We start from the raw sequence: 25046 nt of genomic DNA on the forward strand, positions 1-25046 counted from the left end.
CGATGAACGGCGCACAGTTATTGTTCCTGCTGATCGTGTTTGCGATCGTCGGCAGCCTGGCCTGGCTCGGTGCGCTGCTGTTCGCCCCGGCCGCACTGCGCGCGCGGCTGGGCCATTTCATGACGGAGTCGGCCGAAGGGGGCCTGGAAAAGCGCGGCTGGATCGAGCGCGTGGCGCGCGTGGTCAAGCCGCTGACCAAACTGTCGGTGCCGGAAGAGGGCTGGGAAAAATCGGCGCTGCGCACGCGCTTCATGAACGCCGGCTGGCGCAACCCGGTGGCGCCCACCCTGTACTTCGCGGCCAAGACCGTGCTGTCGCTGCTGCTGCCGGCCATCGTGGGTACGGCGCTCGCCGCCACCGGCCGCGTCGAGGGCCGTAACCTGCTGTTGCTGCTGTTTTTCTCCGCCACGCTGGGCTACTACCTGCCCAACATCGTCTTGACCCGCATCGTCGAGCGGCGCCAGCGCGACATCTTCGAAACCATTCCCGACGCGCTCGACCTGCTGACCGTCTGCGTCGAAGCCGGCCTGTCGCTGGAACGCGCACTGGTCAAGGTGGCCGCCGAGATCGGCATCAAGAGCCCGGTGCTGGCGCAGGAGCTGCAGATCGTGCTGATGGAGATGCGCGCCGGCTTCACGAAAGAGAAAGCGCTGCGCAACCTGGCCCTGCGCACCGGCGTGGACGACGTCGATACGCTGGTGGCGATGCTGATCCAGTCCGAGCGTTTCGGCACCAGCGTTGGCGACGCGCTGCGCGTGCACTCCGAAAACCTGCGCACGCGGCGCCGCATGCTGGCCGAAGAGACGGCCGCGAAGATCGGCCTGAAGCTGATGTTCCCGCTGATCTTCTTCATCTTCCCGACCCTGCTGATCGTGCTGATGGGCCCCGCCGTCATCCAGATTGCGCACACGCTGCTGCCGGCACTGAGCGCGGTGCGCCAATGATGTGAAAGGAAAACTGCCATGCAAACTGTGACCACGCTCAAACGCCTGACCGTGCTGTGCGCGGGCACGATGTTGTGGGCCTGCGCCGACCTGTCGGGCAACTTCTCGCTGCCCGAGCAGGCCGCGCTGCGCCGCGCCGACGACGCCTACGCGCTCGGGCGCAACTACCATCTCGCGCACAAATACGAAGACGCGGTCAAGGCCTACCGCGAAGCGCTGCAGGCCGACCCGCAGCACGTCAACGCGCGCAACGGCCTGGCCACGATCTATGCCGAGCGGCGCGCGTTTGCGCAGGCCATTCCGATCTGGCGCGGCCTGACGGAAAAGCTGACGCTGGCCTCCGGCCCCGGCAGCGCCTACCTGTTCAGCAACCTGGGCTACGCCTACTTCCTCAACGGCGACTACGCCAGCGCGGTGACCGCCCTGGAAAAGGCGTGCCTGCTCGACCCGCTCAGCTACCGCGCCTGGCACCACCTGGGCGAAAGCCTGCAAAAGCTCGGCCAGGAAGAGCGCGCGCAGCAGATGTTCCGCCAAGCGCAAGCGCTGCAGCAGCACGACCTGCGCGAAGACACCAAGGCCAGCGGCGGCACCACCGTGGCCGCGATCGACGAAGCGGTCAAGACCCGCGAGCGCGGCCCGGAATGGCCGGCTGTGGACGTGCTGCAGTCGCAGAACGGCATGCTGGAACTGCGGCGCGTGGCCACGGTTGCTGCGGTCGCGCCTGTGGAGCCGGCTGCAGCGCCGCAAAAGCCGGAGCCAGCCCCTGCCGCGCAGCCGGAAGTGGCCCCGCTGCCTGCCTTGGCTGCCCCGGCGCAATCGGCCCTGCTCGAGATCCGCAACGGCAACGGCGTGAACGGAATGGCGCGCACGCTGTCGCGCCAGATGGGCGATCCGGACTTTAAGGTGGTGCGCCTAACCAACGAGAAAGGCTTCGGCGTCAAGCAAACGCGCGTGGAATACCAGTTTGGCTTTCGCGCCGCGGCCGAACGGCTCGCGCAGCGCTTCGAGAACGCCTCGGTGGTCGAGGTAAGCAACTGCAAGAAGACCGACATGCGCCTGGTGCTCGGCCGCGACGTGGCCACGCCCAAGTTTGCGCTGCGGCCGATGCCGGCGGCCGCCAATACGGTGGCGGTGGTGGAGGGCGGCGCACTGCCGTAAATAAACGGTGTGCCGCGCGCGCCACAATGTCATGAGTTGTGCGGCGGGCTCACGCTAAACGGCGTAGATTGAATGTCCGTTTTTCGGGAGCGATGCCATGAAAACCAAACAGCGCCTGACAGCCGCCTGCGCCGCCGTCCTGATGGCGGCGCTTGCCGCTTGCGCCCCGACCCGCACGCACGAGGGCACGGGCGAATACATCGACGACAGCGTCATCACCACCAAGGTCAAGGCCGCGTTCGCGGAAGACCCGCAAGTCAAGGCGACCGAAGTGAAGGTCGAAACCTTCAAGGGCACGGTGCAACTGAGCGGCTTTGTCGACTCGCGCCAGAGTGCTGAGCGCGCCGTCCAGCTGGCGCGCGAGGTGAAGGGCGTGAAGGCGGTGAAAGACGACACCGTCGTCAAATCCGCCGCCCACTAAGGGGCGTTTCACGTAGGGTGGGCAGCTTCGCTGCCCACGCGTCCAACCAGCTAAAACTAGCTCGCTTGCCCGAGCTAGCCGTGTGCCGATCACTTCCAGCTGACCTTGCCCAGCCCGCTGGTGGTCGCATTGCGGGTCGCCGGGTTGCCATACACCGTCGCCGACCCCAGTCCGGACAGGCTCATGTTCGCCGCCGTTTTGGCAAACACGGTCGCGCTGCCCATGCCCGACATCTGCAGGTCCACGCTGTCGGCGCGCAGGTTGTTTGCGTCCAGGCTGCCCACGCCGGACAAGCGGCCATACAGCTGCTTCACGTCGCCGGTGACCGTCATGCGGCCTGCGCCGCGCATGCCCAGCTCCATCCGCTCCGCGCCACGGTTATCAAGCGTAAAGCTGCCGACGCCGCCGAGGGTGGCGTCGAGGTAACGATAGCGGGTGCTCATCGTCAGCGAGCCAGGGCCGTCGAGCGACACGCGCATCTTGTCGCCGGAGAAGCCGGTAATCGAGCTGCTGCCCACCCCTTGCGACACGAACTCGTCCAGGTTCGGCACGGTCAGGTCGGCCTGCAGCTTCTCGCTGCGCCAGTGGAAGTTGGTGTGGCTTTCGGTGTCGATGTCGAGCGTGTCGCCATGCTGGCTGGTGGTTACGCGCGCCACGGCCGACTTGTCGCCGGAAATGACCAGCGACGGCGTCGCGCCCTGGTGCACGTTCAGGCTCACCACGCCGCCGAGCTTGATCTTGGTAACCTTCGCGTCCACGGCGCGCGATTCGCGCACCTGCTCTTCAGCGAAAGCGGAATGGGTTGCCAGCGACAGGGTGGTGGCGACGAGGGCGGTACCGAGCAGTTTGTTCATTTCGTGTTCTCCCGAAGGCGGTTTCGATGGGAGAACTATAGTCCCGCTCGGTTCAAGGCAGCCGGCAATTGCGATGAATTGCACGGATTGCGGGCTGAACGGCAAAAAGCCGGGACATTCAGGCGCTTACAGGCCTCCGCCGCAGCGCAGCGTGGTGCCCGTGATGTAGGACGCGGCCGGCGACAGCAGCCAGACGATGGGCTCGGCGATTTCCTCGGGTGTGGCCGGCCGCTGCATCGGAATCTTGGGCGCCAGGCGGGCGGGGCGGTCCGGTTCGCCAGAGACGGTGTGGATGTCGGTGAGCGTCAGCCCCGGCGCGACCGCGCAGACCCTGATTCCTTCCGCCGCGAGCTCCTTTGCTAGCCCGAGCGTGAACGTTTCCACCGCCGACTTGCTGGCCGCATAGTGCACATACTCGTTCGGACTACCGGTCGCGGCGGCGACCGACGACACGTTCACGATCACGCCCTTGGTGCCGGACCTGCGGAACGACTCGATCGCAGCGCGGCAGCAGTGCATGGTTCCGTACACGTTGGTGCGGAAGACGTCTTCGATTGTCGCCGGGGCGGTCTGCATGAAGCTGGCCATCCGGCTGGTGATGCCGGCGTTGTTGACGAGCGCGGAAACCGGGCCGAGTTCCTGTTCAACCAAGGCGAACATCTGCGCTACCTGGGCCTCGTCGGCGGCGTCGGCCTGCACGGCAAGCGCGAGGCCGCCGTCTGCACGGATCGTGCGTATCAGCTCATCGGCAGCGTCGCGGTCGCTGCGAAAGTTCACGGCCACGGCGTGGCCCTCCGCGGCAAGCTGGCGCGCAACCGCAGCGCCGATGCCGCGGCCCGAACCAGTGACGATCGAAACGTTTTTCAATGATTCCTCCTGCCCTGCGGGGCACTCGTTAATCGCCACTTGGCCGCTGTGCCTGAGCGAACGCCTGGGCGTGGGCCAGCAGATCGTCCAAGGTGAGTTCGCCCAGAATGTAGCGCCGCTGATTCTCCAAATCCTGCTCATCTGGAGTGAATCCAGATAGCGCGAAGCTCGCATTCATCCTCGCGACGTCCTGCCGGCGCGTTTTGCTCATCACATCTCCCTTGTACCCAAGTTTTGACCGCTCGTTGGCAAGCCGTTGAGCGCGCCCAAGTTGCTATGAATATACCTCCGGGACAATGACCCGACAACAACTACGGAGGCAATATGGCAGCAGACTACTACCTGCAAATCGAAGGAATCAAAGGCGAGTCCGCTGACTCGTGGCATGCTGGCTGGATTGAGTGCACATCGGTGACTTGGTCGATTACGCAGCCCAAAAGCGCGACCGCGTCAACGAGTGGCGGGCACACGGCAGAGCGGGCCGAACTCAGCGTAATCAGCACCAGTGGCAATACCGCCGGCGGCTGGGATGCGGCCGCCAACAGGATCGCGTGATGCGCGCCCTGATTGTGCTGGCGCTGTTCGTCGCGACACTGTCTGCTGCGGCGCAGACCGGGAAGCCGCCATGGATGACCGGCGAACGGCTGCTGCAACTTGTCGCCTACCCGCCGACGGCGAAGGGAAATTTTGACCTGACGCCAAAGCAGCACCTCGACGCCGAACGCGCCCGCGCGTACGTCGAGGGTGTGCATGACAGCAGCGATGGACAGCGCTGGTGCAACAGCAAGCAGGTTCCCGCAGGCCCGGATGCGCTGCGGGAAGCCGTCGAAATGAACCTGCGCAAACTGCCGCCCGACCAGCTCAAGCGCAATGCCGCGGACTTGGTGATTGAAACGTGGGCGAGCCGGTGGCCATGTACCGATCGTAGGGACGCGCGATGAGCCCCTTGTTCGCCATACTGAAGGCAAATCACATGGGCCGTACGGGCCAACGCAGGTCTACGAGAAGATTGGCCAAAAGCCCGACATGCAGAAGCGTAAAGTCCAAGCCTGTCGTGTTGCCGGATCTGACCCCGCTATTCTTGGGCTTGGCCAATCACCGCCGACGAGGAATCCGCAGCTTCTTGACTCTATTTTTGCCTTGTTGAGCTTTCCGCTGCAGAATTCTTGCTCTTGGCGTGTCGCCTGACATTTCTTTGATTTTCTGCGAAATCTGTTCTCTAACCCGGTGCGCGTAGTCATGAACGACCATGCTCATGGCTAGCAGGTCTGCACTGTCGCTTTCGAGGCACAGCTCGGCAATCATCATTGACAACGATCCTGCGGCGCACTCTGTCGCTACCTCGCAACCTAATGCAGGGGCAACGTGGACGCCATCAATTGAGGTGTCGCGAAGAGTAATGCGTTTGAGAGTCGCTAGGGCACCACCGTGGACAGTACTGTTTGCCCACTTGTATCGTCGGCGCAAGGCTTCGAGCCCCACATGATGCTCCAGGTCCCGGAACGTGGTCTTGCTTCGGCCGAGTTCGATGGAAGCCCAACCATAATCCCCAACGAATGCGGCCCCGAAGCGATCGATCATTGCCGACACCTCCAGGCGTAGCTCGCGCATAGAGCGATCCGCGTTACGATTTCTGATCATTCCTGTCCTGCTGGCCCGGTCGGCTTCGCGAAGCCGCAACTCTTCAACCCGGTGATGGGAAAGGTACATCAACGCGCAACGATCGGATTGCTTCGCTAAGAAAATCGCAGTGACACAGATTTCATGGAGTGAACGCCACCTTGCCAGCGCACCATCCGCGTACCCGCCGCTGACCAGGATAATAATCTCTCCCACAACTTCGTACGCTCGGTCGACGAGCCTTTTCAGAGCAAACGCCGTATTTGGACTGGCGTAAGGGCCTTTGCGTAACTCGATCGCGGCACCGCTCCACTCCAAGACGATGTGTCTCTGAAAGTCCAAGCGTTCGAGTGCTTTTCCCCAAAGTCGCTGTACCAGTTCGGCTCGAAGTGCGTGCGCCCTTCTCAAATCTAGTGTGTGTTCAAGTGCATTGTCTGCGATGTGCTCACTGATAATGCCTGCTATAGCGCGAAGGGCCTCGGAAATGACAGCAGACATTTTTTCGCTCAGGTCTTCCTCGATGTCCGTTCCGATCGACCCATTTAATTCGTTGATCAGCCCCTGCACGGTTGCATGAACTTCCTCTTCGGTCTCGCCGAAAGAACAGGGCGCGCCCATGTCAACGGTCGCTACGTTGCCTTCTGCGCTGAGGATCGCATTTGTCAACTTCTCAAGGTCTTGGTCTAGAAGGCTTATGTTCCGCCTTTTCGCTGCTTTTCGCAGGAGCCTCGGGAGCAGCTGTTCTTTTGCTGTGACCTTGGCAACGGCGCGACTAAGGGCTGCTTGTATCCACTCTTTACTTTTCATTTTGCGCTGTTAAGCTGGCGCCTATTTTTCGTTAACTGGAACTGGTTGACGAAGGCGTGTTGGGCTACGCGGTGCGGCATAGCTTGGTAGGCGCGCCCCAGCGGCCTGATCGAGCGCTAACGAACACCCGCCCTGCGGATGCTGTCGCACCTGTCGCTCAGCGGCCGCCCCAGCGCCGTCAGGCCAAAGTCTTTGGCGCGCCCTGCGCGTTCCCTCTGAACATAAGCGGAGCCGGCGCGCTGCCGTGCCGACGTAGGAGACCGAATAGTTTCCGTCTGGCTGGAAGCTCGCCTTGGCTGAGAACTTTTCCGGCACGAGGCAGCCAGTCAGAAGAACGGCGGTGGCGGCGACGGCAGCGATGGATCGCAACTCCACAAAAAGAGGCGGCCAATGCAGTTTAGCGGAAACGGAAGAAATATTGCCAATAAAAAGCTATTTGGGCTTAGATAAGCCATCCAATGTCGCTCGTCTGTAAGCTGGCGTGCGTCCCATTGATGGGCTGGCTTCTCTGGAATGGTCTGGTGTACCGGGAGTAGTGCCGGTGACTTCGCCGCCAAAGGTTGCGAATGAGCGTGATCGACAGGAGAGCGAGTCCGAATGCGTCGGATATCGAATTGCTGGTATCCGCAGCGGCTGCGACACGTGAAGCAAAGCCGATCTACTTCTCTTGCGTCCATGGGGCTGTGACTGACTCGTTCCCCTACCGCTAGGCAGGTTGCTTATTCCTTATCATAAACCTACGTACCTTTTGCGCGAAAGCGATAACGATAGCCGGTGTCGCTTCCTTCACTCCCCGGACCCAGCCTACGGTGTTTCGATAAAACGAAAGGAACGAAAAGGCAAACACCAGCAGGAAGAGACAGACGGCGATGAGAGCCAATCCCACGGCCAATTCAGCGTGAGGCCAGCCATTGACCATTCCAACGATCGCGAAAGCTATGCCGACACCAGATGCTACGGCGAATGACTTGACTACGAACCAGACGAAGAACGCGACGCTGCCTTCAACGAAGAAGAGATTTTTTGCGCAGCCGAAGAGACCACTCAGCAGATAGGTGAGTATCTGAGGTACAAGTACGAGTGAGATCAACGCGGCAGCAAGAACAACGTCGGATTTTAGGTCAATGAAGAAAGTTAGTATGGCGGCCAATATATCTCCGGCCTTACCATGACTCTGGCCCGCTTTGTCGATTGCTCCGATTTGTATCGCAAGCATCCCAAGTAGCGCAGTCGCAGTGACCGACAGGGAGAAGAAGTACCAAACAATATTCAGGTCGCCTTGGTGATTCTTCACAAGGGAACGCGCCGAGACATAGATCATATAAATCATTAGCAAGAGGAGCAGAATCGCAAGGACCATGGTTGTCTTTCTTATCCAGAGTATGTCAAAACGGACACATCTTAGCGCGGTGCTGGCCGACTGCGGATGTGAACCGAACCTGTCTCAAAAAATCGTTCGCATCGCTTGATCAAGTTATAGTCGAGCAGTCTAGCGTCACCGTTACTGCATTTGAGCATTGTCACGAGTTCACGCAGATCGAGAACATGAAAAAAGTCACCCGTTGTCAGCATCGCCGCCCCTAATGATTCCTCTATCGTCCGCCAGTCCCCTTCATGCATCAGGTCGGAAAGGAGAACAATGCAATGAATCGGTCGGTCCAAAATAAATGAAACGGTGTTGCCGTGTCGGTCCGTGATTCTCTCGCCTCGCTTCGCGGCCTTCGAAGCGCCAATGAGCTGATCGATTGCTTTCCTCGTTTGCTTTTGTATTCCGCTTAACCGACGTTGCCGAGTTCGATCAAATCCAGCGGTGAGGATTGACAAGTCTTTGGCTTCAATAAAGAAACTGCCATACTCGTAGGAGGCGGCGACGTCAACCAGCTCGCGTTGCTTTTTGCCGACCGTAACCTGTGGCGACCGGTGAAGAGTAAATGGGAACACCGATTCCAGCGACGCCCAAATTGCGCGCTCCAGAACACCGCCCTCATCGAGATCGTTCAGAACGATGCTTTGGGTGTCCCGCACACCAGGGAACGAGACAATATTCGACATCCATGGCCCGTGCGCTACAGTCGTTTCCAGCGCCCGGAAGTTTGCCGCATCCGTGACGCGCTCTTGAAGATTTGTGGCTGTACAAAATACGTCTAGAAATTCTGAAGCCGGCTTTGGGAACTCTCCCGCGTAGAACTCCTGGCGCATTGAGAGGAAATCGATGAGTAGGCGGCTATCATCATTCGTTATCCTACTATCCGCCCACGCTACGCATACATCCACCTCATTGAAGAGAAAGATCGGAGACTGCCCGGCAGCGACGATCCGGCGGAGCGTGGCATGTTCTTCATCATGGCGCTGTATCCTACAAAGTAACAGAGGTGCTTCGGGCACGTCATATACGCGCACACCGCAACAAAGGTATCTGTCCTGAACCGCGAAAACAAAGCTGAGCTCCGCCCCAGCGACAAGTGCCTTCAACGTGCTTGTTGGTGCCTTGATGAGCACCGCGCTTTCTTTGCCGCCGTTGGCAGGAACGAACCATACACCTCCTTCTTCTCCGCGTATCTCGCAATAGACTCTGCTACTTGGAATGTGCATCGTATTGTCTTTCTTTCGATTGTTTTGCCAGAATGTACGGCAGCATACGCCGGGCAATATTGGGAACTTGAGCGGGGGCTCGTGCCATCGAGCTTTACAACTAAGTCTTCTGGGCGTAGGTGCGTGTTGCGGCGAAGCACTTGCATCGATTTGTGGCCGCTGATGGAGGCGACTTCCTGATCGCTCAATCCGCCTTCGACAAGCGACTTACGGCTTCGTGGCGAAGGTCGTGGAAGTGGAGGTCGATTATTCCGAGCGTTTCCTTGATGCCGGCCCAAATCTTCGCGAACTGATACGGGCATCGCTGGAGGTCTGTGCCTGGTTCGCCGAAAAAGATCAGATCGGCATCCTTCGGGCGCAGCGGATTTTCGACTTGGCCTTCTAGGTGCCTGCGTCGGTCTTAAGGAATGTCGCCATGAACACTCTGTGATCTGTGACTGTACCTAAAGTGTACCTATTCGAGATGCACAAAGACAAATGCCTTAGACCGGTTAAGTCTAAGGCACTGTTTTCAAAGCCATTCTATGGTGCCGGCTACCCGAATCGAACGGGTCACCTGATGATTACAAATCAACTGCTCTACCAAATGAGCTAAGCCGGCTTCGCGCCGGATTATACGCTATTTAACCCTGGTCAGCGTTGGCCTGCCGCCTTTCTTGGGCGGCTCGGTGCCGTCATCGTCGGGCGTACGCGACAGCTGCTCGGCGGCGTGCGTCTCAGCAGCTGGCACCGGGGCCAGCGCAGCGGATACGGTCTCAGCCGGCTCGCGCGGCGGCGCCATCTCGGAGGCGGTCTGGTTCACCTCGAACGCCATGCCCTGGCCGTTTTCGTTGGCGTAGATCGCCAGCACGTTCTGCACCGGAATATAGATCTCGCGCGAGACGCCGTTGAAGCGCGCGCGGAAGTGGATCGCGTCGTTGTCCATCTTCAGCCCGGACGTGGCGCCGTAGCTGATGTTCAGAACGATCTCGCCCTTGCGCACGTATTCCATCGGAACCGTGGTCGCCGCGTCAACCTTGACGGCAATGTGCGGCGTGTAGCCGCTGTCGGTACACCACTCGTAGATGGCACGCAACAGATAGGGCTTGGTGGAAATTTCAGACATGTGTGTTCGCAGGGAAGGGGACCGAAGTCACGCCAGTGTACTGCGATTGGCCCGCAGGCGTCGGTACGTACACCGGCATCGGAAGGGGCGCGCGCGCCGGGCGGCACGCGCGAAACGCCATCAACGGCGCATCACCTTCTCGGACGGGGTCAGCGCTTCGATGTAGGCCGGGCGCGAGAAGATGCGCTCCGCATATTTCATCAGCGGTGCCGCGGTCTTGGACAGTTCGATGCCGTAGTGGTCCAGGCGCCAGAGCAGCGGGGCGATCGCCACGTCCAGCATCGAGAACTCGTCGCCGAGCATGTACTTGTTCTTCAGGAACAGCGGCGCCAGCGTGGTCAGGCGGTCGCGGATCTCGGCCCTGGCCTTGTCCTGCGCCTTGTCGTTCGCCTTGTTGCGCTCGCCTTCGAGGGTGTGCACGTGCACGAACAGCTCTTTCTCGAAGTTGAACAGCATCAGCCGCGCACGCGCGCGCATCAGCGGGTCGGCCGGCATCAGCTGCGGATGCGGGAAGCGCTCGTCGATGTACTCGTTGATGATGTTCGATTCGTACAGAATCAGCTCGCGCTCGACCAGGATCGGCACCTGGCCATAGGGATTCATCGTCGAGATGTCTTCCGGCTTGTTGAACAGGTCGACGTCACGCACCTCGAAGTCCATGCCCTTTTCGAACAGGACCAGGCGGCAGCGCTGCGAGAACGGGCACGTGGTGCCGGAGTAGAGAACCATCATGGTTTATAGTTCCTTATAAGAAACAAAGGGGTGAAGCGCGTGTGCGGCTCACCCCAAAAATGCACATTGCCCAGATTATATAGAATCGGGCAATGCAAAAGAAAGATGGTTACTTAACTTCTTTCCAATACGACTCGTTCAGGCGCCATGCCAGGAACGCAAACGCGGCCAGGAACAGCACCACGATCGCGCCCAGTTTCTTGCGCGTGTTCTGCGCCGGCTCGGCCATCCAGTTCAGGTAGGCCACCAGGTCGCCCACGGCCGCGTCGTACTCGGCCTTGTTCATCTGGCCCGGGGTCACCTGCTCGAAGCCCACGAACTTGTGGATCTTCTTGCCCGGCTCGTGCGGGTCGGCCACTTCCTCGAACTTGGCGGTCTGCACGCCTTGCAGCTGCCACAGCGCGTGCGGCATTGCCGCGTTCGGCAGGACCATGTTGTTCCAGCCGGTCGGGCGCGCGTCGTCCTTGTAGAAGGTGCGCAGGTAAGTGTACAGGTAGTCTGCACCCGAGCCCGCACCGGAGGCCTTGGCGCGCGCGATCACCGACAGGTCCGGCGGCACCGCGCCGAACCAGGCCTTGGCGTCTTCCGGCTTGATGGCCACGGTCATCATGGCGCCCACTTTGTCGGCCGAGAACAAGAGGTTGTTCTTGATCTGGTCTTCGGTCAGGCCCAGGTCGCGCAGGCGGTTGTAACGCATGGCGTTGGCCGAGTGGCAGTTCAGGCAGTAGTTGACGAACAGCTTGGCGCCGTTTTGCAGCGACGCCATGCTCGTCGTTTCCGGCGCACGATCCAGCGGGAAGCCGGCTTCGTTCGCGAATGCCAGTCCGGGCAGCAAGGCCAGGACGGCGATCAGTTTCTGATGGAGTTTCATCTTGTTGTCCTTTGCTCTTTCCGAATGGCGATTAATGCGGCGTGAAGGTCACGCGCTTGGGCACGGTCTTGAACGTGCCCATCGTGCTCCACCACGGCATCAGGAGGAAGAAGCTAAAGTACAGCAAGGTGCAGGCCTGGGCGATCAGCGTGAAGGCCGGGGTCGGCAGCTGGGTACCGAGGTAGCCGAGCGTGACGAACGCAATGCCGAACACCAGGTACACGAGCTTGTGCCAGCTCGGACGATAGCGGATCGACTTGGCCGGCGACTTGTCCAGCCACGGCAGGCCAGCCAGGATCACCACGGCCGAACCGAACAGCACCACGCCCCAGAACTTCGCGTCCAGCACTTGCGGCAGCATGCCGATTTCGGCCAGCACGGCCACGCCGGCGATGGTCGCCTTGGTCTTGAACGACAGGCGCGACTTGAGCCAGATGAACACGACGTAGGCAGCCAGGCCAGCCATCACCACCCACATGAAGTCCGCAGTGGTGGCGCGCAGCACCGAGTAGAACGGGGTGAAGTACCAGGTCGGCGCAATGTGCGGCGGGGTCTTCATCGAGTCGGCTGGCAGGAAGTTGTTGTATTCCAGGAAGAAGCCGCCCATTTCCGGTGCGAAGAACACCACCGACGAGAAGATCAGCAGGAACACCGACGCGCCGAACAGGTCTTTGGTGGTGTAGTACGGGTGCGACGGAATCGCGTCCACCGGGTGGCCGTCTTCGCCGATGGTCTCTTTGACTTCGACGCCGTCCGGGTTGCCCGAGCCCACTTCGTGCAGCGCGATCAGGTGCGCAGCCACCAGGCCCAGCAGGACCAGCGGGATGGCGATCACGTGGAACGCGAAGAAGCGGTTCAGGGTGGCGTCGGAGACGACGTAGTCACCGCGGATCCACAGCGACAGGTCCGGGCCGATGAACGGGATCGCGCCGAACAGGTTCACGATCACCTGGGCGCCCCAGTACGACATCTGGCCCCACGGCAGCAGGTAGCCAAAGAAGGCTTCGGCCATCAGGCACAGGAAGATCGCAAAGCCGAACAGCCAGATCAGCTCGCGCGGCTTGCGGTACGAACCGTACAACAGGCCCCGGGTCATGTGCAGGTACACGATGATGAAGAACGCCGACGCGCCGGTCGAGTGCATGTAACGCACCAGCCAGCCCCACGGCACTTCACGCATGATGTATTCGACCGAGCCGAATGCCAGGTTGGCGTCCGGCTTGTAGTGCATGGTCAGGAAGATGCCGGTGACGATCTGCAGCACCAGCACCAGCATGGCCAGCGAGCCGAAGATGTACCAGAGGTTGAAGTTCTTGGGCGCGTAGTAGCTGCCCCACTGGTCGTTCCACAGCTTGGTGAGGGGGAAGCGGTCATCGACCCACGCCAGTGCCTTCTTGCCTGCCGGTGCTTCGGCCGGCAGCTTGGTCTCTTTGAATGCGGTAGCCATGCTTATGCCTCGCCTTTCTCGTCTTTGCCGACCAGAATCTTGTTATCCGACAGGAACATATACGGAGGGATGTCGAGGTTCAGCGGGGCAGGCTTGTTCTTGAACACGCGGCCGGCCAGGTCGAAGGTCGAACCGTGGCAGGGGCACAGGAAGCCGCCGTGCCAGTCGTCCGGCAGGTTCGGCTGCGGGCCTTCGGCAAAGCGCGACGAGGGCGAGCAGCCCAGGTGCGTGCAGATGCCCACCGTCACCAGCACGTCCTTGTGCTCGGCGCGGGAACGGGCTTCGTTCTTGCAGTATTCCGGCATCGGCATCTGGTAGCTCTTGTCGGAGTGCGGATCGGCGACCTTGTCGTCGTTCTTCTGCAGGCTGGCCATCTGTTCCGGCGTGCGGCGCATGATCCAAACCGGCTTGCCGCGCCATTCGACAACTTTCATCTCGCCCGGTTTCACGTCCGAGATGTCCACCTCGACCGGCGCGCCGGCTGCTTTTGCGCGCTCCGATGGCTGGAAGGTGCTCACTAGGACTCCCGCCGTGGAAACACCGACTACCCCGCCCGCCGCGCATGTCGCTGCGAGCAGGCCGCGTCGGCCTGAATCGACCTGCTTATCGTTACTCATACCAATCCACTCCGTTAAATACGAATCTTTTAAGAATCAATAAAGAGCTTCCAGCAACCCAAAATTATATGTGAATGGGGAACTTAACTAAAGAAAAAAGAATTACCTTGTCTACAAGAAAACGAAAATCAGACATTCCCGCCCTGCGGCCGGGCGCCGTCAATACGCGCGCGTGCCGGGTTCGCCCAGCGACGGGCTGCCGCAGGTGGATGGCTTGGGGTATCATCGTGCTGCACAATTGACAAAACCTCTCTCCACAAGGACTGAACATGGCGATGTTGGAAGATTTCAAGCGTTTTGCGATGAAAGGGAGCATGATCGATCTCGCTGTCGGCGTGATCATCGGTGCGGCATTCAGCAAGATCGTGGATTCGCTGGTCGCGGACATCATCATGCCGCCCATCAGCCTGCTGATCGGCGGGCTCGACTTTTCCAACTATTACATTCCACTCAACCACCAGGCCTACGCCCTGCCGCTGGCGGAGGCGAAGAAGGCCGGCGCGGTGTTCGCGTACGGCAATTTCCTGACCGTGCTGCTGAACTTCGTGATCCTGGCGTTCATCATCTTCCAGATGGTGCGGCTGGTGAGCCGGGTGCGCGCCCGGGCGGCTGCCCAGCCCGAGCCCGCAGGGCCGGCCGAAGAGATCCTGCTGCTGCGCGAGATCCGGGACTCGCTGAGAAAATGACATGAGGCGCCGCCGTCCCCGATGAAACGCTTTTGGTTGATCTTTGCCCAGACCGTCACCGTTGCGCTGGGTTTGTACATGGTGGTGGCTGCGCTGCGGCCTGAATGGCTGGGGCGGCAGGTGACGCAGGTGCAGGTGGGCACCGGCCAGCGCTCGGTGCCGGTGCTGCAGGCCGGCCCGGCGACCGTCAGCGGCAGCTACCGCGAGGCGGCGGGCAGGGCGATGCCGGCGGTGGTCAATGTATTGACGAGCAAGGCGCTGCGCAACTCGCACCCCATGCTCAAGGATCCGTTCTTCAAACGTTTCTTCGGCGACCGCCCGCCCGAGGAGCAGCTGGCCAGCCTGGGCTCCGGGGTGATCGTCAGCGCCGACGGCTACATCCTGACCAACTACCACGTGGTGGAGGCGGCGGACGAGATCGAGGTCGGCCTGGCCGACGGCCGCAAGGAAGCGGCGACGATCGTCGGCACCGATCCCGAGACCGACCTGGCCGTCATCCGCATCAAGGCGCGCAACCTGCCCGTGATGGTGATGGGCCACGTGGAGCAGGCGCGCGTGGGCGACGTGGTGCTTGCGATCGGCAACCCGTTCGGCGTGGGCCAGACGGTCACCATGGGCATCATCTCCGCCCTTGGGCGCAACAACCTGCACATCAATCACTTCGAAAACTTCATCCAGACCGACGCCGCGATCAACTTCGGCAACTCGGGCGGCGCGCTGGTGGACAGCAACGGCAACCTGCTGGGCATCAATTCGGCAATCTATTCGCAGACCGGCGGCTCGGTGGGCATCGGCTTTGCGATTCCCGTGTCCACCGCCCGCATGGTGCTGGAGCAGATCATCCAGCACGGCCAGGTGGTGCGCGGCTGGATCGGCATCGAGTCGCAGGACATCACGCCGGAGCTGGCTGACAGCTTTGGCCTGGGGCGGCAAAGCGGCGCGATCATCGCCGGGGTGGTGCGCGGCGGGCCGGCCGACAAGGCGGGCATGCGGCCGGGCGACATCCTGCTCAAGGTCGAGGGCAAGCCGGTTGCCAACACCAGCGACATGCTCAACCTCATCGCCCAGCTGCAGCCGGGCGGCAAGGCCAAGATGACCGTGATGCGCAAGAATCGCGAATCGGTGCTGGACGTGACCGTTGGCCGCCGCCCGCGCCAGGTTGAATAACAAGGAACAACAACGATAAAGGGATGCCATGCACCTGCGCGACCTTACGCAGTTTTTAACCGAGCTGGGCGAGAACAACAACCGCCCCTGGTTCCTCTGGAACAAACCCCGTTTCGACATCCTGCGCACCGAATTCCACGAGGTGGTCACGGAACTGATCCGCGAACTGTCGAAGTTCGACAAGGAAGTGGCGGCCTGCGACCCGAAGAAGGCGATCTTCCGCATCTACCGCGACACCCGCTTTTCGAACGACAAGACGCCGTACAAGACCTACTTCTCGGCCGGCATTGCGCCCAAGGACAAGCGGCGCCCGAGCGAAGCGGGCGGGCCCACCTATTACTTCCACATCGAAGGCGATGGCAGGCTGCTGTTCGGCGCCGGCGAATACATTCCGCCCGCGCCGCGCCTGAAGGCGATCCGCGAGCACGTGGTCAACGATGCGACAGGCTTCGCCAAAATGTTGAAGAATAAGCATCTGCGCGAGACCTACGGCAGCCTGCGCGAGGACGAAGGCAAGTTGCAGCGGCCGCCCAAGGGCTTCGACCCCGATCATCCGCTGGTCGAGTACCTCAAGCTCAAAAGCTATTTCGTGTGGGTGGAGCAGCCGCTCGACCTGAACGCACCCGAAAAGCTGGTGCCGCAGCTCGCGCGCGGATTCAAGGACGCCTCTGCGCTGGTCACGTGGCTGCGCGGGGTTCCACAAACGGCACAACAGGAATAAACCGGGAGAGTGACATGGCCTTGCAACACGCGGCATCGGGCGAGCGCATCAAGCTGCAACGCGGCGAAGACGACATTGCTAACTTTACCTCGGTGGCGCTGATCAAGACCGACCACATGGAGCTGATCCGGCTGGTCGTGACCCGCGACAAGCCGGTGCCCGAGCACCGGGTCGAGGGCGAGATGACGCTGCTGTGCCTGGAAGGCGAAATCGCGTTCGACGCGCACGGGCGCACCACCCTCCTGCAGCCGAGCGAAATGGTGTATTTGGCAGCCGGCGAGCCGCACACGGTGCGTGCCAACAAGGATGCGGTGGCGCTGCTGACGATCCTGCTGCACCCGGGCGACAACAGTGGCGGGCCAACGCGCGACCCGCGCGGCGCGCCGAATAACTGAGCTCTGCGCGGCTCGCGTAGGGTGGGCGGGTCTCCCGCCCACGCGTTCAACTAACGCCGGCTCGGCCGCAATACAAGCCGAGGCCGCCAAGCGAACAGCCAGGTTTTGCCGTTCCATTGTTCCGGCGGTGTTTGAACGCGTGGGCGGGCAAGCCGCCCACCCTACGCCCACTGCACCCGGGCGACAACAACGGCGGGCCCACGCGCGACCCGCGCGGCGCGCCGAATACCTGAGCTGCCGTTGGGTGGGCGCTCGTGCCCACGCGGTCATCACGCGGCGCGATGAATACCTGAATCGTAGGGTGGGCACTTGTGCCCACGCAATCGTCACGCGGCGTATGCACGCGTGGGCTCAAGAGCCCACCCTACGCGTCAGTAGTAGATGTAGATGTCATCCCGGCGCAAGCCGGAATCCGTGACCCTTATGCTCAGCATGGGTCCCGGCTTGCGCCGGGACGACGAGGGCATCAGGCCAGTTCGTTGCGCGGGTCGCGCGCGAGCAGCTGTGACGCCATCGCCGACGCGCTCACGCCATCAAACAGCACGCCAGCCACCGCATTGGTGATCGGCATATCGACACCGAGTTTTTTCGCCAGCTCGCGCACCGCCTTGGCGCACGGCACGCCTTCGGCCACGTGGCCCAGTTCCGCGACGATGGTCTCGAGCGGCTTGCCCTGCGCCAGCGCCAGCCCCACGCGCCGGTTGCGCGACAGGTCGCCGGTACAGGTCAGGATCAAATCGCCCATGCCGGTCAGGCCCATGAAGGTGGCCGGCTTGGCGCCCAGCGCAATGCCCAGCCGGGTGATCTCGGCCAGCCCGCGCGTGATGAGCGCGGCGCGCGCGTTGAGCCCCAGCCCCAGGCCGTCGGACGCGCCGGTCGCAATCGCCAGGATGTTCTTGACCGCGCCGCCCACTTCCACGCCCACCATGTCGTCGCAGGCATAGACGCGGATGCTGCCGCCGTGCACCGCCGACACCACGCGCTCGCGCAGCGCGGCCGAATCGGATGCGACCGTCAGCGCGCACGGCAAGCCGCGCGCCACTTCTTGCGCAAACGATGGCCCCGACAACACGGCCGATGGCACCGCGTTGCCCAGCACCTCGCGCACCACCTGGTGCGGCAGCAGGCCGGTCTCGTACTCGAAGCCCTTGCACAGCCAGACCACGTTCGGGATCGGCCGCTCCTTGAGCTGTTGCATCAGCGGGCGCAGCCCGGCCACCGGGCAGGCGGCGATCAGCAGCGGTGCTTCGTCCGCGCTTGCGCCCGTGACGTGGGTACAAGCCTGCTCGAAATCGGCCGTGACGCGCAGCGCCGGCGGCAGCGGGTAGCCGGCCAGGTAATCGGTGTTTTCGCGAGCCGCCTCGAGGGTGGCCATCTGCGCCGGATTGCGGCCCCACAGCAGCACGTCATGGCGGCTGGCCAGGGCAATGGCAACGGCAGTGCCCCAGGCGCCAGCGCCGAGGACGGTGATTTTGTGTCGTTTTGGTTCGTGCATGGAGACCCGGCGGGAGAAAGGGGCCGGATGGCGGGGCGATCCGGCGCGACGAATGCCGCACCGGGCGCGTGGATGACTTACTGCTTGGCCTGGCCAGCGGCGGCTTCAGCCATGGCTTGCTGGCGCTGCTGGTAGAAGGCTTCGAAGTTGATCTCGGCCAGGTGCACCGGCGGGAAGCCGGCACGGGTGATCACGTCCGCGATGTTGCTGCGCAGGTAGGGGTACACGATGTTCGGGCAGCCGATGCCCAGCAGCGGGTCCATCTGGTCAGCCGGGATGTTGCGGGCTTCGAAGATGCCAGCCTGCTTGCCTTCGACCAGGAACGCGACCTTGTCCTTGACCTTGGCGGTCACGGTGATGGTGACGGTGCTTTCGTAGATGCCATCGGCGATGCTCTCGGCGCCCACGTCCAGCGAGACCTCGATCGACGGGGCTTCCTGCTCGAGGAAGATCGACGGCGAGTTCGGTTGTTCCAGCGACATGTCCTTCAGGTACACGCGCTGGATTTGAAATACGGGTTGCAGGTTTTCGTCAGCCATGGAACGCTTTCGTTAAATGTGTGGGGAACGGCAAGCCGCCGTTCCGGGTGTGCTTAAAGTAAACGCGACGGCAATTGTAGCAAAATCAATTTGCAAACAATAGCTTTGGCGCCGCGGCGCAATCAGCCGCCATTTAACAGCGGATCCAGACGCCCGGCCTGATCGAGCGCATACAAGTCGTCGAATCCGCCGACGTGGGTTTCGCCCACGTAAATCTGGGGTACGGTGCGGCGCCCGGTCTTTTGCATCATGATCTGGCGCTGCTCCGGGTCGAGGTCGACGCGGATCTTTTCAATGTCGGTCACACCCTTCGCTTCGAGCAGGCGCTCGGCGCGCACGCAGTACGGGCAGCTGGCGGTGTGGTAGAGAACAACGTGGGCGGTCATACAGACTCCTTCCAATCCTGATTATTTGGTCACGGGCAAGCCGGCAGCCTGCCAGGCGGACACGCCGCCGTCCAGGCTCCAGACGTCCTCGAAGCCGGCAGCGGCCAGTTGGCGCACTGCCTTGTCCGAGCGGGCGCCAGCCTGGCACACGACCACGATGGTGCGGTTTTTCGACTTGTCCAATTCGCCGATGCGGTTTGCCAAGTCTGCCAGCGGAATGTTTTTGGCGTCGCGCAGATGGCCGCCGGAAAACTCGTCGGCATTGCGCACGTCCAGCACGACGGTCTTGCCGCGGTTGATCAGCTGGGTCACCTGGAGCGGGGTCGCACGCCGCCCGGCCGGACGCAGCGCCGGCCACAGCAGGGCAATGCCAGAAGCCACGGCGATCGCGACGACGAAAATATGGTCGAGGATAAATTTCACGTAAGGTCCCGGTTGAAGTGAATCCGAGCATTATAAAATAGAAGCAGGACCGGATATTTCACGCATCATTTTTTCCAAGAAGAGCTTATGTACAAAATCGTATTCATGCGCCATGGCGAATCGACCTGGAACCTGGACAACCGCTTCACCGGCTGGACCGACGTCGACCTGACGGAGAAGGGCGTGCTTGAGGCCCGCACCGCCGGCAAGGTGCTGCGCGAGGCCGGCTTCACCTTCGACCTGGCTTACACCTCGGTGCTCAAGCGCGCGATCCGCACCCTGTGGCTGACCATGGACGAGATGGACCTGATGTGGCTGCCCGTGAAGAACGACTGGCGCCTGAACGAGCGCCACTACGGCGCGCTGCAGGGCCTGGACAAGGCCGAGACCGCGGCCAAGTACGGCGACCAGCAGGTGCTGGTCTGGCGCCGCAGCTACGACACGCCGCCGCCGGCACTGGAGGCAAACGATCCGCGCACCTCGTTCAACGACCCGCGCTACGCCGGCCTGCCGAAATCGCGCATTCCGCTGACCGAGTGCCTGAAGGACACCGTGGCGCGCGTGCTGCCGTGCTGGAATGAAGAGATCGCCCCGGCGATCCGCGCCGGCAAGCAGATCCTGGTCTCGGCCCACGGCAATAGCCTGCGCGCGCTGATCAAGATGCTCGACAACATCAGCGACGAGGACATCGTCGGCCTGAACATCCCCAACGGCCAGCCGCTCGTGTACGAGCTGGACGCGGACCTCAAGCCGATCCGCCACTACTACCTGGGCGACCCGGAAGCGATCGCCAAGGCGCAGGCGGCGGTGGCCAACCAAGGGAAGGCCAAGTAATCTTGCGTCCCTCGTTGAAGAAGTCCGGCAGCGCGCTGTTGTGCGCGTTGCTGGCGCTGGGGTGCGCCTCGCTGGCCGACGCGCGCACCACCGAGCGCGCAAAGCAGAAGGCCGAGGCCGAGGCGCGCCGCGCCGGCATCGCCCAGCAGCTGCAGGCGCTGAAGAAGGATATCAGCCGCACCGAAAGCGAGAAGGAGGACGCCGGCGACGCGCTGGCCGAATCCGAAGAGGCGATCTCCGACGCCAACCGCGCCCTGCATGACCTGGCGCAGGAGCAGGAAGAGACCAATGCCCGGCTGCAGTCGATCACCGACGAACAGGCGCGGCTGGCCAGGACCATCGAGACGCAGAAGCAGCAGCTGGCCACGCTGCTGCGCAAGCACTATGTCGCCGGCAACGAAGACCGCATCAAGCTGCTGCTCTCGGGCGACAACCCGAACCGCATCAACCGCGACCTGCAGATGATGGCCTACGTGTCGCAGGCGCAGGCCAAGCTGCTGGCGTCGCTGCGCGCGAACCTGGCGCAGGTCGAGGCCAACCGCGAGAAGGTCGAGAACGCCAAGGAAGATCTGGAAGACATCGCCCAGGAGCAGCGCGAGCAAAAAGCCAAGCTGGAGAAGGAAAAGGCGCACCGCGCCAACCTGCTGGCCTCGCTGTCGTCCAAGCTGGCCGGCCAGCGCAAGCAGGCCACCAAGCTGGAACGCGACGAGCAGCGCCTGTCGGGCCTGGTGGACCAGCTGTCGCGCATCATCCGCCAGCAGGAAGCGGCCGCTGCCGCCGAACGCAAGCGCCAGGAAGCGCTGGCAGCGGCGCGTGCCAAGGCCGAAGCCGAAGCGAAGGCGCTGGCCGCCGCGCGCGCCAAGGCCGAACGCGAACGCCTGGCGCAGCAGGGCAAGCCGGGCGCCAAGCCGGTGCCCGAGCCGGAGCCGCCCAAGGTGGTCGAACAGACGCCGCCGCCCAAGAGCGAGCCGCCGCCGCCGCGCGTGGTGCAGCCGGCCGCGCCCGAGGGCGCGTTTGCCAGCCTGAAGGGCAAGCTGCCGGCGCCGGTGGCCGGCAAGGTCGAGACCCGCTTTGGCGCCAAGCGCGCCGATGGCGGACCAGCCTGGCGCGGCATGTTCATCAAGGCGCCCGAAGGCAGCGAAGTGCGCACCGTTGCGGCGGGTCGTGTGATGTTCGCGAGCTGGATGCGAAGTTACGGGAACTTGATTATCATCGACCACGGCGGCCAGTACCTGTCGATCTACGCGAACAACCAGTCCCTGCTCAAGCACGTGGGCGACATGGTCAAGCCGGGCGAGCCGATCGCCACCGCCGGCAACACCGGGGGCAACGAGGAGTCGGGCCTGTATTTCGAGCTGCGCCACCTCGGTTCGCCGTTCGATCCGGCCGGCTGGGTGCGGTTCTAACGAACACATAGGGTAGGCAGCATGGGTAACAAGTTGAAGAACATCGGCCTGATCGGCTTTGGCATGGTGGCCGGCGTGGCCGCCTCGTTCCAGTTTTCGGCGTTCGCGCAAAAGGACCTGGGCGCGCCGCTGCCGCTGGACGAGCTGCGCCAGCTGGCCGACGTGTACGGCCTGATCAAGACCGACTATGTGGAGCCGGTGGACGACAAGAAGCTGCTGTCGGACGCCATCTCGGGCATGGTCGCCTCGCTCGACCCGCACTCGATCTACCTGGACCAGAAGGCCTTCCGCGAAATGCGCGAGACCATGGCCGGCAAGTTCGTCGGCCTGGGCATCGAGGTGGCCATGGAAGACGGCTACGTCAAGGTGGTTTCGCCGATCGAGGATTCGCCCGCCTACCGCGCCGGCATCAAGCCCGGCGACCTGATCACGCGCATCGACAACACCCCGGTCAAGGGCCTGTCGCTGGACGAAGCCGTGAGCAAGATGCGCGGCGCGCCGCACTCCAAGGTCACGGTCACCATCGCCCGCCGCGGCGAAGACAAGCCGTGGGTGGTGCCCATCACGCGCGAAGAAGTGCGCGTGGCCAGCGTCAAGGCCAAGCTGGTCGAGCCCGGCTACGCCTGGGTGCGCATCAGCCAGTTCCAGGAAGAGACCGTGGACGAGCTGGTCAAGAAAACCAGCGCACTGTACGCGCAGAACCCGAACATCAAGGGCCTGGTGCTGGACCTGCGCAACGACCCGGGCGGGCTGCTGCCCAGCGCCATCGGCGTGTCGGCCGCCTTCCTGCCCAAGGCCACCGACCAGGTGATCGTGTCCACCAAGGGCCAGCTGGCCGATTCCAACCAGGCCTTCTACGGCCGGCGCGACTTTTATGCCGAGCGTGGCGGCGACCCGCTGGCCAAGCTGCCGGCGGCGCTCAAGTCGGTGCCGATGGTGGTGCTGGTCAACACCGGCTCGGCTTCGGCGTCCGAGATCGTGGCCGGCGCGCTGCAGGACTACAAGCGCGCCATCGTCATGGGCAGCCAGACCTTCGGCAAGGGCTCGGTGCAGACGCTGCGCCAGCTCTCGCCCGACACCGCCGTCAAGCTGACCACCGCGCGCTACTACACGCCGAACGGCCGCTCGATCCAGGCCACCGGCATCGTGCCTGACATGGCGGTGGATGAAACGCCGGAAGGCGACGGCCTGAACGCGCTGCGCGTGCGCGAGGCGGACCTGGACCACCACCTGTCCAACGAAACCGACGGCAAGCTGCCGCTGGTCAAGACCAAGCACCGCGACGAGCTCGAAGAAGAGCAGCAGGCGGTGGCGCTGCTGAAGAACCACAAGCCGCTCGAGTACGGCGGCAAGGACGACTTCCAGCTGGCGCAGGCGATCAACCACTTCAAGGGACTGCCGGTCAAGCTGGCCAGGGCCGAGGACGGGCTGGATGCAGCGGCGCCCAAGGAAGTGCCGGGCACCGAGAAGAAGCCGGTGGAATTGAAGGGCGCGCCGAAGAAATAATATCGGATGGGCCGACACTGCGTAGGGTGGGCACTCGTGCCCACGCGGTGATGGACGCGCCGCGTGACCAAGCGCGTGGGCTCGAGAGCCCACCCTACGAAACTCATTGAACCACGCATGAACGACAACCAGCTGCTCCGCTACTCCCGCCACATCCTGCTGGACGAGATCGGCATCGAAGGCCAGCAGAAGCTGCTGGACGCGCACGCGCTGGTGATCGGCGCCGGCGGCCTGGGTTCGCCCGCGGCGCTGTACCTGGCCTCCGGCGGCATCGGCCGCATCACGCTGGTGGACGACGACGAGGTGGACCTGACCAACCTGCAGCGCCAGATCATGCACACGAGCGCGCGCGTCGGCCAGCCCAAGGCCGAGTCCGGCCGCGAAGCTTTGATGGCGATCAATCCCGAGGTCCAGGTGCGCGCGCTGCGCGAGCGCGTCGCCGGCGAGCGGCTGGCGGCGCTGGTGCGCGAGGCCACCGTCGTGCTCGATTGCAGCGACAACTTCGCCACCCGCCACGCGGTCAACCGTGCCTGCTTTGCGGCCGGGGTGCCGCTGGTGGCCGGGGCCGTGATCCGCTTCGACGGCCAGGTCTCGGTGTACGATCCGCGTTCGGAGGAAAGCCCGTGCTACGCCTGCCTGTTCCCGGAGGACGGTAAGTTCGAGGATGCGGCCTGCAGCACGATGGGCGTGTTCGCGCCGCTGGTGGGCGTGATCGGCGCCATGCAGGCGGCCGAGGCCATGAAACTGGTGGTGGGCACCGGGCAGTCGCTGGCCGGTCGTCTGCTGCTGCTGGATGGCCGGGCGATGGAGTGGACCAGCATCGGCATCGCGCGCAATGCGTCCTGCCAGGCGTGCGCAAACCGCGTGTAGGCACACTGTCAATCAATGCAAGGCAGAGCGTGCTGCCGTACAATGCCTCACCCGCCGCCGATGGCAGCACTGGCCCGTCGGTCTTATACTACATCGGTTATTTCGACCTAAGTACCCCATAACATATATGCATATCGTATCCAAACGTCCATTGCGCCAGCGCATGCAGCGCGGCTTCACCCTCGTCGAGATCATGGTTGTGGTGGTGATCATCGGCATCCTTGGCGCGCTGGTCGTGCCCAAGCTGCTGGGCCGTACCGGCGAGTCGCGCCAGACCGCGGCGCGCGTAGACATCGCCACGCTGATGCAGGCGCTCAAGCTGTACAAGCTGGACAACCAGCGCTACCCGACCACCGAGCAGGGCCTGGTCGCACTGGTGCAAAAGCCGACCAGCGGCCCGGCCGCCACCGGCTGGAAGGAAGGCGGCTACCTCGAGAAGCTGCCCAAGGACCCGTGGGGCAACTCCTACCAGTACCTGTCGCCCGGCATCCACGGTGAAGTGGACGTGTTCTCGTTCGGCGCCGACGGGCAGCCGGGCGGCACCGGCGAAGACGCCGACATTGGCTCCTGGGACAACAAGTAA

28 protein-coding genes, 1 tRNA gene and 2 pseudogenes are annotated in these 25046 nt (G+C 62.8%); 14 read left to right on the top strand and 17 right to left on the bottom strand.

The window, feature by feature from the left end:
* Positions 1 to 2: 2 nt before the first annotated feature.
* From NX774_RS14745 to NX774_RS14755, 3 genes are all read left to right on the top strand, one after another.
* Positions 3 to 944: a type II secretion system F family protein gene (locus tag NX774_RS14745; RefSeq protein ID WP_258822999.1), complete on the top strand. Its 942-nt coding sequence runs from the start codon at positions 3 to 5 to the stop codon at positions 942 to 944.
* Positions 945 to 962: 18 nt separating this feature from the next.
* Complete coding sequence (locus NX774_RS14750) at positions 963 to 2102, top strand: tetratricopeptide repeat protein (protein WP_258823000.1); 1140 nt, start codon at positions 963 to 965, stop codon at positions 2100 to 2102.
* A gap of 97 nt (positions 2103 to 2199) precedes the next feature.
* Positions 2200 to 2523, top strand: a complete 324-nt coding sequence (locus tag NX774_RS14755; protein ID WP_258823001.1) for a BON domain-containing protein — start codon at positions 2200 to 2202, stop codon at positions 2521 to 2523.
* Between the two features lie 89 nt (positions 2524 to 2612).
* Here NX774_RS14755 and NX774_RS14760 read toward each other — a convergent pair whose 3' ends face one another.
* The 3 genes from NX774_RS14760 to NX774_RS14770 form a co-directional block, all read right to left on the bottom strand.
* Positions 2613 to 3377: a GIN domain-containing protein gene (locus tag NX774_RS14760; RefSeq protein WP_258823002.1), complete on the bottom strand. Its 765-nt coding sequence runs from the start codon at positions 3375 to 3377 to the stop codon at positions 2613 to 2615.
* Positions 3378 to 3503: 126 nt separating this feature from the next.
* Complete coding sequence (locus tag NX774_RS14765; RefSeq protein ID WP_258823003.1) at positions 3504 to 4244, bottom strand: SDR family oxidoreductase; 741 nt, start codon at positions 4242 to 4244, stop codon at positions 3504 to 3506.
* 28 nt (positions 4245 to 4272) lie between these two features.
* Positions 4273 to 4455 carry an antitoxin VbhA family protein gene (locus NX774_RS14770; protein ID WP_258823004.1) on the bottom strand — a complete coding sequence of 61 codons (183 nt, stop codon included), beginning with the start codon at positions 4453 to 4455 and terminating at the stop codon, positions 4273 to 4275.
* A 113-nt stretch (positions 4456 to 4568) separates the two neighbouring features.
* Here NX774_RS14770 and NX774_RS14775 point away from each other — a divergent pair.
* Together NX774_RS14775 and NX774_RS14780 are read left to right on the top strand one after the other, a co-directional pair.
* Positions 4569 to 4745, top strand: a pseudogene (locus tag NX774_RS14775) (type VI secretion system tube protein Hcp); the annotation flags it as partial.
* A gap of 53 nt (positions 4746 to 4798) precedes the next feature.
* Positions 4799 to 5185 (top strand): Rap1a/Tai family immunity protein, encoded by a 387-nt coding sequence (locus NX774_RS14780; protein WP_258823005.1) that lies wholly within the window; start codon positions 4799 to 4801, stop codon positions 5183 to 5185.
* 154 nt (positions 5186 to 5339) lie between these two features.
* Here the strand turns inward: NX774_RS14780 and NX774_RS14785 are convergent, their stop codons facing one another.
* The 10 genes and pseudogenes from NX774_RS14785 to petA form a co-directional block, all read right to left on the bottom strand.
* Entirely contained in the window at positions 5340 to 6671 is a 1332-nt protein-coding gene (locus NX774_RS14785; protein ID WP_258823006.1) for a DUF5677 domain-containing protein, read from the bottom strand.
* A 706-nt stretch (positions 6672 to 7377) separates the two neighbouring features.
* Complete coding sequence (locus NX774_RS14790) at positions 7378 to 8031, bottom strand: hypothetical protein (protein ID WP_258823007.1); 654 nt, start codon at positions 8029 to 8031, stop codon at positions 7378 to 7380.
* A 41-nt stretch (positions 8032 to 8072) separates the two neighbouring features.
* Positions 8073 to 9263 carry a hypothetical protein gene (locus NX774_RS14795; protein WP_258823008.1) on the bottom strand — a complete coding sequence of 397 codons (1191 nt, stop codon included), beginning with the start codon at positions 9261 to 9263 and terminating at the stop codon, positions 8073 to 8075.
* 86 nt (positions 9264 to 9349) lie between these two features.
* A pseudogene (locus tag NX774_RS14800) lies at positions 9350 to 9630 on the bottom strand (tyrosine-type recombinase/integrase); the annotation flags it as partial.
* Positions 9631 to 9788: 158 nt separating this feature from the next.
* Positions 9789 to 9864, bottom strand: a tRNA-Thr gene (locus NX774_RS14805).
* Between the two features lie 18 nt (positions 9865 to 9882).
* Positions 9883 to 10368, bottom strand: a complete 486-nt coding sequence (locus NX774_RS14810; RefSeq protein ID WP_258823009.1) for a ClpXP protease specificity-enhancing factor — start codon at positions 10366 to 10368, stop codon at positions 9883 to 9885.
* Between the two features lie 120 nt (positions 10369 to 10488).
* A complete protein-coding gene (locus NX774_RS14815; RefSeq protein WP_258823010.1) occupies positions 10489 to 11100 on the bottom strand; it encodes a glutathione S-transferase N-terminal domain-containing protein in 612 nt (203 codons plus the stop codon).
* A gap of 109 nt (positions 11101 to 11209) precedes the next feature.
* A complete protein-coding gene (locus tag NX774_RS14820) occupies positions 11210 to 11971 on the bottom strand; it encodes a cytochrome c1 (protein ID WP_258823011.1) in 762 nt (253 codons plus the stop codon).
* Positions 11972 to 12002: 31 nt separating this feature from the next.
* Positions 12003 to 13418, bottom strand: a complete 1416-nt coding sequence (locus NX774_RS14825) for a cytochrome b (RefSeq protein ID WP_258823012.1) — start codon at positions 13416 to 13418, stop codon at positions 12003 to 12005.
* A 2-nt stretch (positions 13419 to 13420) separates the two neighbouring features.
* A complete protein-coding gene (gene petA, locus NX774_RS14830; protein ID WP_258823013.1) occupies positions 13421 to 14035 on the bottom strand; it encodes a ubiquinol-cytochrome c reductase iron-sulfur subunit in 615 nt (204 codons plus the stop codon).
* A gap of 269 nt (positions 14036 to 14304) precedes the next feature.
* On the opposite strand from petA, the gene mscL reads away from it, so the two are divergent.
* Genes mscL through NX774_RS14850 form a run of 4 tightly spaced genes read left to right on the top strand, consistent with a single transcriptional unit; the run spans position 14305 to position 17004 of the window.
* Positions 14305 to 14721 (top strand): large conductance mechanosensitive channel protein MscL, encoded by a 417-nt coding sequence (mscL, locus tag NX774_RS14835; RefSeq protein ID WP_258823014.1) that lies wholly within the window; start codon positions 14305 to 14307, stop codon positions 14719 to 14721.
* Positions 14722 to 14742: 21 nt separating this feature from the next.
* Positions 14743 to 15888: a Do family serine endopeptidase gene (locus NX774_RS14840; protein ID WP_258823015.1), complete on the top strand. Its 1146-nt coding sequence runs from the start codon at positions 14743 to 14745 to the stop codon at positions 15886 to 15888.
* Positions 15889 to 15916: 28 nt separating this feature from the next.
* On the top strand, positions 15917 to 16609 hold the full coding sequence (locus NX774_RS14845; protein ID WP_258823016.1) for a DUF2461 domain-containing protein: 693 nt from the start codon (positions 15917 to 15919) through the stop codon (positions 16607 to 16609).
* A gap of 14 nt (positions 16610 to 16623) precedes the next feature.
* Positions 16624 to 17004 carry a cupin domain-containing protein gene (locus NX774_RS14850; RefSeq protein WP_258823017.1) on the top strand — a complete coding sequence of 127 codons (381 nt, stop codon included), beginning with the start codon at positions 16624 to 16626 and terminating at the stop codon, positions 17002 to 17004.
* Between the two features lie 466 nt (positions 17005 to 17470).
* Here the strand turns inward: NX774_RS14850 and NX774_RS14855 are convergent, their stop codons facing one another.
* The 4 genes from NX774_RS14855 to NX774_RS14870 form a co-directional block, all read right to left on the bottom strand.
* Positions 17471 to 18499 (bottom strand): NAD(P)H-dependent glycerol-3-phosphate dehydrogenase, encoded by a 1029-nt coding sequence (locus NX774_RS14855; protein WP_258823018.1) that lies wholly within the window; start codon positions 18497 to 18499, stop codon positions 17471 to 17473.
* A gap of 77 nt (positions 18500 to 18576) precedes the next feature.
* Complete coding sequence (gene secB, locus NX774_RS14860) at positions 18577 to 19038, bottom strand: protein-export chaperone SecB (protein WP_258823019.1); 462 nt, start codon at positions 19036 to 19038, stop codon at positions 18577 to 18579.
* Positions 19039 to 19160: 122 nt separating this feature from the next.
* Complete coding sequence (gene grxC / locus NX774_RS14865) at positions 19161 to 19424, bottom strand: glutaredoxin 3 (protein WP_258823020.1); 264 nt, start codon at positions 19422 to 19424, stop codon at positions 19161 to 19163.
* A gap of 21 nt (positions 19425 to 19445) precedes the next feature.
* Positions 19446 to 19847, bottom strand: a complete 402-nt coding sequence (locus tag NX774_RS14870; RefSeq protein WP_258823021.1) for a rhodanese-like domain-containing protein — start codon at positions 19845 to 19847, stop codon at positions 19446 to 19448.
* Positions 19848 to 19934: 87 nt separating this feature from the next.
* Between NX774_RS14870 and gpmA the strand changes: the two genes are divergently transcribed.
* The 5 genes from gpmA (at position 19935) to gspG (ending at position 25046) form a co-directional block, all read left to right on the top strand.
* On the top strand, positions 19935 to 20681 hold the full coding sequence (gene gpmA / locus NX774_RS14875; protein WP_258823022.1) for a 2,3-diphosphoglycerate-dependent phosphoglycerate mutase: 747 nt from the start codon (positions 19935 to 19937) through the stop codon (positions 20679 to 20681).
* A 2-nt stretch (positions 20682 to 20683) separates the two neighbouring features.
* Positions 20684 to 22087 carry a murein hydrolase activator EnvC family protein gene (locus NX774_RS14880; RefSeq protein WP_370660437.1) on the top strand — a complete coding sequence of 468 codons (1404 nt, stop codon included), beginning with the start codon at positions 20684 to 20686 and terminating at the stop codon, positions 22085 to 22087.
* Positions 22088 to 22108: 21 nt separating this feature from the next.
* The gene (locus tag NX774_RS14885) at positions 22109 to 23593 is read left to right on the top strand and encodes a S41 family peptidase (protein ID WP_258823023.1); all 1485 of its coding nucleotides are present in this window, start codon (positions 22109 to 22111) and stop codon (positions 23591 to 23593) included.
* 117 nt (positions 23594 to 23710) lie between these two features.
* Complete coding sequence (locus tag NX774_RS14890) at positions 23711 to 24463, top strand: HesA/MoeB/ThiF family protein (protein ID WP_258823024.1); 753 nt, start codon at positions 23711 to 23713, stop codon at positions 24461 to 24463.
* Between the two features lie 127 nt (positions 24464 to 24590).
* A complete protein-coding gene (gspG, locus tag NX774_RS14895) occupies positions 24591 to 25046 on the top strand; it encodes a type II secretion system major pseudopilin GspG (protein ID WP_258823025.1) in 456 nt (151 codons plus the stop codon).

This window comes from Massilia agilis (assembly GCF_024756255.1).
Taxonomy (GTDB): Bacteria; Pseudomonadota; Gammaproteobacteria; order Burkholderiales; family Burkholderiaceae_D; genus Telluria; species Telluria agilis.

Coding starts and splice junctions, on each gene's coding strand:
- NX774_RS14745 (WP_258822999.1), top strand. CDS start 3: ATGAACGGCGCACAGTTATTGTTCCTGCTGATCGTGTTTGCGATCGTC.
- NX774_RS14750 (WP_258823000.1), top strand. CDS start 963: ATGCAAACTGTGACCACGCTCAAACGCCTGACCGTGCTGTGCGCGGGC.
- NX774_RS14755 (WP_258823001.1), top strand. CDS start 2,200: ATGAAAACCAAACAGCGCCTGACAGCCGCCTGCGCCGCCGTCCTGATG.
- NX774_RS14760 (WP_258823002.1), bottom strand. CDS start 3,377: ATGAACAAACTGCTCGGTACCGCCCTCGTCGCCACCACCCTGTCGCTG.
- NX774_RS14770 (WP_258823004.1), bottom strand. CDS start 4,455: ATGAGCAAAACGCGCCGGCAGGACGTCGCGAGGATGAATGCGAGCTTC.
- NX774_RS14780 (WP_258823005.1), top strand. CDS start 4,799: ATGCGCGCCCTGATTGTGCTGGCGCTGTTCGTCGCGACACTGTCTGCT.
- NX774_RS14785 (WP_258823006.1), bottom strand. CDS start 6,671: ATGAAAAGTAAAGAGTGGATACAAGCAGCCCTTAGTCGCGCCGTTGCC.
- NX774_RS14790 (WP_258823007.1), bottom strand. CDS start 8,031: ATGGTCCTTGCGATTCTGCTCCTCTTGCTAATGATTTATATGATCTAT.
- NX774_RS14795 (WP_258823008.1), bottom strand. CDS start 9,263: ATGCACATTCCAAGTAGCAGAGTCTATTGCGAGATACGCGGAGAAGAA.
- NX774_RS14810 (WP_258823009.1), bottom strand. CDS start 10,368: ATGTCTGAAATTTCCACCAAGCCCTATCTGTTGCGTGCCATCTACGAG.
- NX774_RS14815 (WP_258823010.1), bottom strand. CDS start 11,100: ATGATGGTTCTCTACTCCGGCACCACGTGCCCGTTCTCGCAGCGCTGC.
- NX774_RS14820 (WP_258823011.1), bottom strand. CDS start 11,971: ATGAAACTCCATCAGAAACTGATCGCCGTCCTGGCCTTGCTGCCCGGA.
- NX774_RS14825 (WP_258823012.1), bottom strand. CDS start 13,418: ATGGCTACCGCATTCAAAGAGACCAAGCTGCCGGCCGAAGCACCGGCA.
- petA (WP_258823013.1), bottom strand. CDS start 14,035: ATGAGTAACGATAAGCAGGTCGATTCAGGCCGACGCGGCCTGCTCGCA.
- mscL (WP_258823014.1), top strand. CDS start 14,305: ATGGCGATGTTGGAAGATTTCAAGCGTTTTGCGATGAAAGGGAGCATG.
- NX774_RS14840 (WP_258823015.1), top strand. CDS start 14,743: ATGAAACGCTTTTGGTTGATCTTTGCCCAGACCGTCACCGTTGCGCTG.
- NX774_RS14845 (WP_258823016.1), top strand. CDS start 15,917: ATGCACCTGCGCGACCTTACGCAGTTTTTAACCGAGCTGGGCGAGAAC.
- NX774_RS14850 (WP_258823017.1), top strand. CDS start 16,624: ATGGCCTTGCAACACGCGGCATCGGGCGAGCGCATCAAGCTGCAACGC.
- NX774_RS14855 (WP_258823018.1), bottom strand. CDS start 18,499: ATGCACGAACCAAAACGACACAAAATCACCGTCCTCGGCGCTGGCGCC.
- secB (WP_258823019.1), bottom strand. CDS start 19,038: ATGGCTGACGAAAACCTGCAACCCGTATTTCAAATCCAGCGCGTGTAC.
- grxC (WP_258823020.1), bottom strand. CDS start 19,424: ATGACCGCCCACGTTGTTCTCTACCACACCGCCAGCTGCCCGTACTGC.
- gpmA (WP_258823022.1), top strand. CDS start 19,935: ATGTACAAAATCGTATTCATGCGCCATGGCGAATCGACCTGGAACCTG.
- NX774_RS14885 (WP_258823023.1), top strand. CDS start 22,109: ATGGGTAACAAGTTGAAGAACATCGGCCTGATCGGCTTTGGCATGGTG.
- NX774_RS14890 (WP_258823024.1), top strand. CDS start 23,711: ATGAACGACAACCAGCTGCTCCGCTACTCCCGCCACATCCTGCTGGAC.
- gspG (WP_258823025.1), top strand. CDS start 24,591: ATGCATATCGTATCCAAACGTCCATTGCGCCAGCGCATGCAGCGCGGC.